Annotated in this window: 8 protein-coding genes; 3 read left to right on the top strand and 5 right to left on the bottom strand. The window is 47.1% G+C overall.

Annotated elements, in window-relative coordinates:
• The 5 genes from K8S15_09590 to K8S15_09570 form a co-directional block, all read right to left on the bottom strand.
• On the bottom strand, positions 1-341 hold a 341-nt coding region (locus tag K8S15_09590; protein MCD4776285.1), incomplete at its 3' end, for a hypothetical protein.
• A gap of 75 nt (positions 342-416) precedes the next feature.
• A complete protein-coding gene (locus K8S15_09585) occupies positions 417-629 on the bottom strand; it encodes a hypothetical protein (protein ID MCD4776284.1) in 213 nt (70 codons plus the stop codon).
• Positions 630-858: 229 nt separating this feature from the next.
• On the bottom strand, positions 859-1722 hold the full coding sequence (locus tag K8S15_09580) for a PDZ domain-containing protein (GenBank protein MCD4776283.1): 864 nt from the start codon (positions 1720-1722) through the stop codon (positions 859-861).
• A gap of 6 nt (positions 1723-1728) precedes the next feature.
• On the bottom strand, positions 1729-2199 hold the full coding sequence (locus tag K8S15_09575; GenBank protein ID MCD4776282.1) for a zf-HC2 domain-containing protein: 471 nt from the start codon (positions 2197-2199) through the stop codon (positions 1729-1731).
• Positions 2196-2789: an RNA polymerase sigma factor gene (locus K8S15_09570; protein MCD4776281.1), complete on the bottom strand. Its 594-nt coding sequence runs from the start codon at positions 2787-2789 to the stop codon at positions 2196-2198. Before K8S15_09570 ends, K8S15_09575 begins: the two co-directional genes overlap by 4 nt.
• A 122-nt stretch (positions 2790-2911) precedes the next feature.
• On the opposite strand from K8S15_09570, the gene K8S15_09565 reads away from it, so the two are divergent.
• From K8S15_09565 to mutS, 3 genes are read left to right on the top strand one after another with little or no spacing between them, the layout of a single operon-like run.
• Positions 2912-4813, top strand: coding sequence for an ABC transporter ATP-binding protein/permease (locus tag K8S15_09565; protein MCD4776280.1), 1902 nt, complete (start codon positions 2912-2914; stop codon positions 4811-4813).
• The gene (locus K8S15_09560; protein MCD4776279.1) at positions 4806-5747 is read left to right on the top strand and encodes a glycosyltransferase family 9 protein; all 942 of its coding nucleotides are present in this window, start codon (positions 4806-4808) and stop codon (positions 5745-5747) included. Before K8S15_09565 ends, K8S15_09560 begins: the two co-directional genes overlap by 8 nt.
• The gene (mutS, locus tag K8S15_09555; GenBank protein ID MCD4776278.1) at positions 5744-8302 is read left to right on the top strand and encodes a DNA mismatch repair protein MutS; all 2559 of its coding nucleotides are present in this window, start codon (positions 5744-5746) and stop codon (positions 8300-8302) included. Before K8S15_09560 ends, mutS begins: the two co-directional genes overlap by 4 nt.
• The last annotated feature ends 20 nt before the right edge of the window (positions 8303-8322 follow it).

The raw sequence follows: 8322 nt of genomic DNA, 5'->3' as shown, positions 1-8322 counted from the left end.
TCGTCATCTCTGGCCTGTGTGTAAACGTTGGGTATGTAATCATCCCAGGGATCATCATTCTTCAGAGCATTCCACCATTGCTGGGCAGGAGCTTCGTCGTATACCTCGTAAAACCAGAGGAAGTCGTGATTTTGTGTGTATGCAGCCAGTTCATCAACCACTGTTCTTCTTATCGCGTAGACGGAATCCTCATACATCGCTTCAGCGGTAGATGTGTCTACCAACGAAGTATAATCCAAACCGCACCTGAGAAAGCACAAATCGGAGATTAGTGATTCATCGCTGTTCCGGAACCAGTATCTGTATTTTGTAGAGTCGCCCCATGCCTTAAGGTACTGCATTACCTCCTCCGGGCAGATGGAGTAATAAACCCCCGCGCTGTCACATAGGGACATTAAATCCCTAAAGCCTTCATTTTAAGCTCTACCGGAAAAGTTCACCGCGTCGAAATTAAGCCATGACAGTTCGCAGAGAAGTTCCAGTGTAATGTCTTTTACACCAATATCCGGACCTCTTATCCTCATGGCAAGGGTGGGTATGGTGTTATCGAAGGGAGTTTCCGCAAGTAGTACGGAAGAGGAAATCAGTGTAATAATCACAATTATTAATCTTATCTGGGGGGATGCCATAATATTGTCCTTTCATTTGACATGCGTGGTGCTGAAGAATCTATCTCGATTCGATCTTACCCGCTTATCAATCTGATACAGGCTTATTCATGCCTGCACATACAGTTTATCACAAAGATGAGTTTGGGTCAAGGGAAATAGAAAGACGAAGAGAAAGCTGATCTGTTACTGTATTGAGATTAGTAAGCTGTAAGTATCGCTGTAGATAGAGTATTCATATATATCTTTGTTAAAGCGGGGGGATCAAGATGTTCCTCTCGAATGTGTTTCTAAGTACTGTTACATCGAGGGTATCGTCGGAGAGAATCAGAAGGCCTCGAAGAGTTTCCGGATAATAAACCGGTGTATCATCGATATGAGTAATCAGGTCACCCGGTCTCAATCCGGTTTCCCAGGCTCTGCTGCCAACAGAAACGGAATAAATGTATATCCCGGAGGGCCTTGAATGTGTAAGGGATATGCTGGAACGAGCTGTTACACCGAAGGAATACTCTGTGTATTCATCAGACATGACAACGAGCTTTGACCACATGTACCATATCTGGCTGGGATATAGAACAATATACTCACGATTATTATTGTCCTGGAACTGATCATCCATTCTTAGTATTCCTGTAATTATTCCAATGTACTCATCTTCATCGTTGAAGACAGCAGCCCCCATAAGCCCATCCCTGATATTCGATGTAAGAAGGAATGAACCGTCGGGGTATTGTTCCCTTGCTCTGCCTTCAACAGCAAGAACACCGCTTAATCCATTACCAATTATCGTAAGCGGATCTCCAATATCAGGCACCGCATCGGATGGAATCTGATATTCATCGAATATCTCATCCTCAAAGAACATGATAACCAATCCCAGATCCGGTGAGATTATAAGGGAGTCCGGATGCAGTATACCTGAAGGGGTTTCAATGGTAACAGAATTATCGTCGGTAAAGATGCAGAGTGCTATGGCATGATTCGGGGAAATGGCAACTGCGGTGGCAAGTTCGATAGTGCCTGGAGAGGTTTCAATTCTTACAGTGTGAACCTGCTCCATTATTGATGAAGAAGTTGTGAGTAGTGTAATTACCAGAAGATAAGATATCATCGCGCCTTAAAAGGAGATCAGGCTCGCTTGCCTGGAATATTCTGATAGAGGGGCAGTTCTTATACCGGATTTCAAGGACATCTGCATATCGCTGTTCTTCGACTCGAATACTGTCATGCCGATGTTCTGAGGTTCAGTGATGGATTCCGGACAGGATGAGTGGGGAAGGAAAGTAAAGGCGAAGATAAGAAGCGCGGCAGCTGCGGGAATCGTGAGAAAAGCACCGCGGAACCGGTGTTCGGATTGCTTGATGTCGGTGCGGGTCCGAAGCATATCCCTTACATCGTTTTCAAGGTTTACGGGCAGCATGGGTGCCGACAGATTTCCGGCGATCTTGGAAATATCACGGGACATTCGGATGGCTTTTCTGCAGGAACTGCAACCTAGAAGATGAAAATCAAGAAGCCTTCTCTGGAATTCGGTCGCTTCTCCATCAATAACAAGGCTAACTATCTTGAGAGCTTTTGTACAGTTCATTTCCACTCTTCCCATACTTCATCGAGCAACTCTCTCAGTTTTGCCCTTGCGCGATTGATCCTTGATTTCACAGTTCCCAGGCGGATATTGAGTATATCCGAGATATCCTCGTAAGACATCTGTTCCTGTTCCCGGAGAATGAATGGTTCACGGTAATGGGGAGCGAGCCTGTCTACGGCTTCCTCTATCGATGCCTTAAGCTCAATTCTGCCGGCGTTGTAATGTGGTGCTGTCTTTCCTGAGCTTGTCAGATTTACATGTTCAAGCGGAACATTGACCCATCTGGACCTTCTCCGCCATTCCTTTTTTGCCAGGTTGCTGGCGATGGTGAATATCCAGTTTACCAGTTTTCTTTCAGGGTCGAATTTGTCTTTGTACCTGTAAACCCTGCAGAAAGTGAGCTGAAGCATCTCCTGGGCATCTTCCTCGTTTCCAAGCATTCTTATGAGCAGGGAGAAAATAGGAGCCTGGAATCTTCTGATGACTTCGGAGAAAGCGTCTTCATCGCCTTTGCAGAGGTCGATCATAAGCTCAGAATCGGACCTTGGATCCTTTTTCGTCCGTTTGGCTGTTACAATTCTTCCGGTCAAAAAACTACACCTTTCAGGGTAGGAATGAGTATCTTCACATGTAATATACCCAATACCGCCGGTCTTGTTCCAGTCTCTTTTACTTGACCTGAACTTGATTTATGGCAAAGATAGTGTTTACTATGAAAAAGAAAAGTACCGTATTCAGAATTCTATCGTATGTGCGTCCCTATTGGAAGTGGATGACGGGCGCCATGCTGTGCATGATACTCTTCGCTCTGTTCAGCGGCGCGTCACTCGGAATGATTCTTCCGCTGTTCGATGATGTTCTTATGCGCGATCACACAGTGGAAAAACATGGAGATCTTCTGCCTCTTATCAGGCAGAACACTGGGGAAGCGTTCAGCAGAATGGGTTCGGAACTTGTTTCGTTCAGTCCGGATGGAGTTATTTCAGCAGCTGGAGATGTTGTAGACGGGCTGAGGGAAAGTTTCAGGGAATCTGACCCCAGGCAGGTGCTGATAGCTGTAATCGCAGGACTTCTATCCATCGTTCTTTTAAAGAACCTTCTTGGATTCATGCAGATATTTTTTCTTTCAAAGGCTGAGCAGGGAGTGGTTGCCGATATAAGAGGAAAGCTGTACAACCATCTGCTGATGCTTGATATGGGTTTTTATACATCCGCCAGATCTGGTGATGTAATGGCACGCTTCACTTCCGATGTTGGAAATATGAACTGGGCGATGACCGAAATGATGATGAGTATCCCGAGGGAGATCGTACTTCTGATGGTTTACCTCGGTCTGGCGCTGTGGGCTTCATGGCACCTGGCGCTTATCACACTTCTTGTTTTTCCCCCGGCAATGCTCTTCATTCTCATTCTCAGCAGAAGACTGAGAAAGAAAACCCATTTCGCGCAGGAAAGACTGTCTGATTTCTCGGCTATTCTTCAGGAAACGATATTCGGAATCAGAATTGTTAAAGCGTTTTCAATGGAGAAATTCGAAAGTTCGAGGTTCGGCAGTATAGTGGATGTTCACAGGAGAACCGAAACATCACTGCAGCGTGAAAGGGCATTCGCAGGCCCGGTTACAGAAATCATGGGATCAATAGCGAGTGGATTCATCATGTGGTACGGAGGCAGCGCAATTCTGTCGGGAGGTTCACTTACGGCAGGAAGATTCCTGGTTTTTCTTGCCGCGGCCCTCTCAATGATGAAACCTATAAAGACCATAAGCAAAGCGAACAGCAGGATACAGACCGGCCTTGCCTCGGCAGATCGGGTTTTCAACCTGATGGACAGAGAACCGGCGATAGAACAACCCCGTAATCCTGTCCCATTCAATACATTTCAGAAGAATATCGAGTTCAGCGATGTCTGTTTCAGTTACGAAAACGGAACGCCTGTCCTTTCCAATGTTTCCTTTAAACTGGAGAAGGGTGAAATAATAGCTCTGGTGGGGCCAAGTGGAGGCGGTAAAAGCACGATTGCAGACCTTATTCCCCGTTTTTACGATCCGGATTCCGGTACAGTACTGATAGACGGTTTTGATTTGAGGGACATCGATCTTGAAACACTCCGGAAAAATCTGGGAGTGGTTACGCAGGAAACTGTCCTTTTCAACGATACTATCCGGAACAATATCGCCTACGGCGAGAAAAGCATTCCAACGGAGAAAGTAAGACTTGCAGCGAAGGTAGCTAACGCTCTTGAGTTCATCGAAGAGTTCCCGGAAGGTTTCAGCACGATAATAGGGGAGAGAGGCGCACGGCTCTCGGGAGGCCAGAAGCAGCGTATAGCAATAGCAAGAGCCGTTCTGAAGGATCCTGACATACTTATTTTTGATGAGGCAACCTCGGCTCTCGATACGCATTCCGAACGTCTTGTGCAGAAGGCAATTGACAGGCTTATCGAGGGAAGAACATCACTTGTCATCGCGCACAGGCTCAGCACTGTCACAAAGGCCTCAAGAGTTCTGTACGTGGAAAACGGCAGGATAGTTGAAAGCGGGACCCATCCGGAGTTACTCGAGAAGAATGGTAAATACAGGTTACTCTACGATATGCAGTTCGCAGGTGAATAGAACAGCGGTTATTCGTCTTCATTCACTTGGTGATGTTGTTCTGGCTCAGCCTGTTGCTTCGGAACTTTCAAAGAGCGGTGAAGTCTTCTTCGTTACTTCGGAAGAATATGAACCTGTGGTGGTTCGTATGCCTGGTAATATCCATCCTGTTCTCGTTGAATCGAATACAGGTCCTGCCGGACTCAGGAAACTGCTTCGGAAAACAGCTTCGGATTCCGTGGTAGATCTTCAGAATAATTTCGCTTCAAGAGCAGCAACCATGGGGATGCCTCTCAGAGGCAGATTCCACATGAACAGAAAGATGAGAAAGAGGGTAATGGATCACACGGCTGAATCCATGCCCCTTAGAACCTGCGATTTCATGGCAGCCGCCGGTTTCGCGCAGGATGCCGATCCCATTTTGAAGAAAAGCGGTCAATCGGTTTCCGAAGGGCTGAGAGTTGGAATAATCACGGGGGGCCGCTGGCATCTGAAGTCCATTCCCGTTGAGGTCATTTCAGAAACTTCAAGAATACTCGTGGATATTAACGGTGCTGAGATTATGCTTATTGGCGGCAGGGATGACAGGGAAGTGATACTGAAAACCGCTGAATCAACAGGAAGGGACATAATCCAGTTTTACGCTGGCGAGGAAGGCGTGCAGGGACTGATAGAATCGATAGAGAACCTGGACGTCCTGATCTCACCTGATTCAGGACCCGCTCACCTGGCTTCAGCGCTGGGCATTCCTGTTCTTGTTGTCTTTACATCCACATCTCCCGCGCTTGGTTTCTGGAAAAATGATCGGAAGGGAAATTTTATGGTCAGTGACCTCAGCTGCAGGCCATGCCACAGGCATGGAGGCAACTCCTGCCCTATAGGGACTGAGACCTGCAGAAAGGGAATTCTTCCATTTGATCTCGCTTTAAACGCGATGGAACTGCTTGAGACATGAAAACCCCCATGATGCGTCAGTTTCTGGAGATAAAGGATAAGCACAGGAATGAGATACTCCTTTACAGGATGGGGGATTTTTATGAGACGTTTTACGAGGATGCGAAAACCGTCTCAAAAGTTCTTGGAATAACGCTTACGGCAAGAGGCAAAAGCAGGGAGACGGGCGAGAAGATACCGCTTGCCGGGTTTCCATACCATGCGCTGGACAGCTATCTCTCAAAGCTGATAAAAGCGGGTTACAGAGTGGCCATATGCGAGCAGACGGAAGATCCCGCAAAGGCCAGGGGGCTGGTGAAACGAGACGTGATAGAAGTAATAACCCCCGGAACGCTTGTCAGCGGTTCGGCTCTTGATGAGCGCAGGACTATCCTTCTTTGTTCCGCTGTAATCAGGAAAAGCAGGGGAGGGCTGGCATTCTGTGATCTTTCAACGGGTGAAATAGAAGTTACCGAGATGAATGGGAACCTTCTCACCGCGGAAATCGCGAGAAAAGCGCCATCGGAGATCCTTCTGCCCGAAAACGCGGGAATTGAACCACCGGCCGGTTGTGAACTCACAGAACTTGAACCCTGGAAGTTCGATACGGACACCGCTGAATCCAGTGTTGAGTTGATTCTTGATATTTCAGCTGTTGAAGGTCTCGGAATGGAAACTGAAAGTCCGTCTATATCAGCACTTGGCGCCCTTCTGAGTTACATAATGGATACCAAGAGAATGGATGTTTCGCATCTTTACTTCAGCGGAATGTATCTGCGTGAGGACAGCCTGATTGTAGACAGGGGCAGCTCCCGTTCACTGAGTATTACGGAAGCACCCCCTGGTGAGGAATCCGGCATTCTGTCAGATATGACCGATGAAACAAAAACCCCGGCGGGATCCAGAGAATGGCGAAAATGGCTTTCCTCCCCATCGAGGGACAGAGACGAAATTGTAAAAAGGTACGATGCTGTGCAATGGCTGATAGAAGATGAAGAAGCTGGCCTAAAAATTCACGATATCCTTGACTGTACCGCGGATCTGCAGCGACAGGCAGGAAAACTCGGTACGCTTCGTTCATCTCCCCGGGACCTGAGGGCAGTTGCGGATACGATAGCCAGGCTGCCTGAGATTTCCCGCATTCTTGAAAAATCAGAATCACTGATACTTGCGGAAATGGCGTCAACAGACCTTCTTGAGGAAACTGGAAGACTCATAGATTCCACTCTGTCGGAGATTCCGCCAGCTAAACTGTCCGATGGCGGTGTTGTAAGGAAAGGGATATCGGATGAGCTTGATGAATATCGCCTCATTCACGCGGGAGGTCATGACTGGATAAAATCCAGAAGGGACGAGGAGAGGGAAAAAACAGGTATTCCTAACCTGTCTATAGGAAACAACAGGGTTTTCGGTTACTACATTGAGGTTTCAAAGAGTCATCTGGACAAAGTTCCAGAGCATTATATTAGGAAGCAGACCCTTGTAAACGCTGAACGTTTCATAACCCCGGATCTCAAAGAAGTTGAATCGAAGATTTTCAGAGCCGGTGAAGAAATTGAGAAACTTGAACAGGAGATCTTCTACGATCTCAGGGAAAAAGTCGCAAGGAATATCGAAGGTATAAGGAATGCGGGTAAAATGCTCGCAAGGCTTGATGTATTTGTGTCACTTGGTAAAATTGCGATGAAACGAAGTTACGTAAGACCGGAATTGTCAGATATTCCCGGTGTTTCCATAAAAAATGGCAGGCATCCGGTACTTGAGCAGATACTTCCACAGGGCGAATGTGTTCCAAACACTATCGAACTTAACATGGGCAGACGCATTCTCTTAGTAACAGGTCCCAATATGGCGGGCAAGTCCACTTATCTCCGTCAGACTGCCCTTCTCGTTATCCTGGCGCAGGCAGGATCATTCGTTCCTGCTGAATCAATGGTTTTCTCACCCATTGATAGGATATTCACGCGGATAGGCTCCACAGACCGCATTACAAGGGGGCAGTCAACATTCCTTGTTGAGATGGCGGAAGCCGCCGCTCTTCTTAATTCAAGCACACCCGATAGTCTTGCAATACTTGATGAAGTGGGCAGGGGCACGAGTACATACGATGGGTTATCACTTGCCTGGGCGATGGTCGAATATCTTCATAACAGTGAAAAACACAGGCCTATGGTGCTTTTTGCCACTCATTATCACGAACTTACAGCTCTTGCCAGCCTGCTTCCTGCTGTTATGAATGTGAATGTTAAGGTCAGGGATACCGGAGGAAAAGTGGTGTTCCTTTACAGCATAGAAGAGGGAAGTACCGATGAATCCTACGGAATACACGTTGCTTCCATGGCTGGTGTGCCTTCGAAGGTAGTAAGAAGGGCAAGGAAAGTGCTTTCGGATCTTGAAGCCGGAAAACACCTTAAGCCGGGCGGTGAAGATGATAATCAGCTTGAACTGTGTCTGGCGGAACCTGAAAACGAAGAGAATAATCCTGTTCTCGAACACTTGAAAACGATAGATCCGGATTCATTGACCCCGAGAGCTGCGCTGCAAATTCTGTACGACCTTCGTGATAAGCTTGAGTAGTAAGTGTAAACAGGTGTTTA

This window comes from Candidatus Aegiribacteria sp. (assembly GCA_021108005.1).
Classification (GTDB): Bacteria; Fermentibacterota; Fermentibacteria; order Fermentibacterales; family JCC-6; genus Aegiribacteria.
Note: the sequence above shows the minus strand (reverse complement) of the source record. Positions and strands in the feature narration are given on the sequence as shown.

Bases quoted from the DNA above. Each gene is read 5' to 3' on its own strand.
- K8S15_09585 (MCD4776284.1), bottom strand. From the start codon at position 629: ATGGCATCCCCCCAGATAAGATTAATAATTGTGATTATTACACTGATT.
- K8S15_09580 (MCD4776283.1), bottom strand. From the start codon at position 1,722: ATGATATCTTATCTTCTGGTAATTACACTACTCACAACTTCTTCATCA.
- K8S15_09575 (MCD4776282.1), bottom strand. From the start codon at position 2,199: ATGAACTGTACAAAAGCTCTCAAGATAGTTAGCCTTGTTATTGATGGA.
- K8S15_09565 (MCD4776280.1), top strand. From the start codon at position 2,912: ATGAAAAAGAAAAGTACCGTATTCAGAATTCTATCGTATGTGCGTCCC.
- mutS (MCD4776278.1), top strand. From the start codon at position 5,744: ATGAAAACCCCCATGATGCGTCAGTTTCTGGAGATAAAGGATAAGCAC.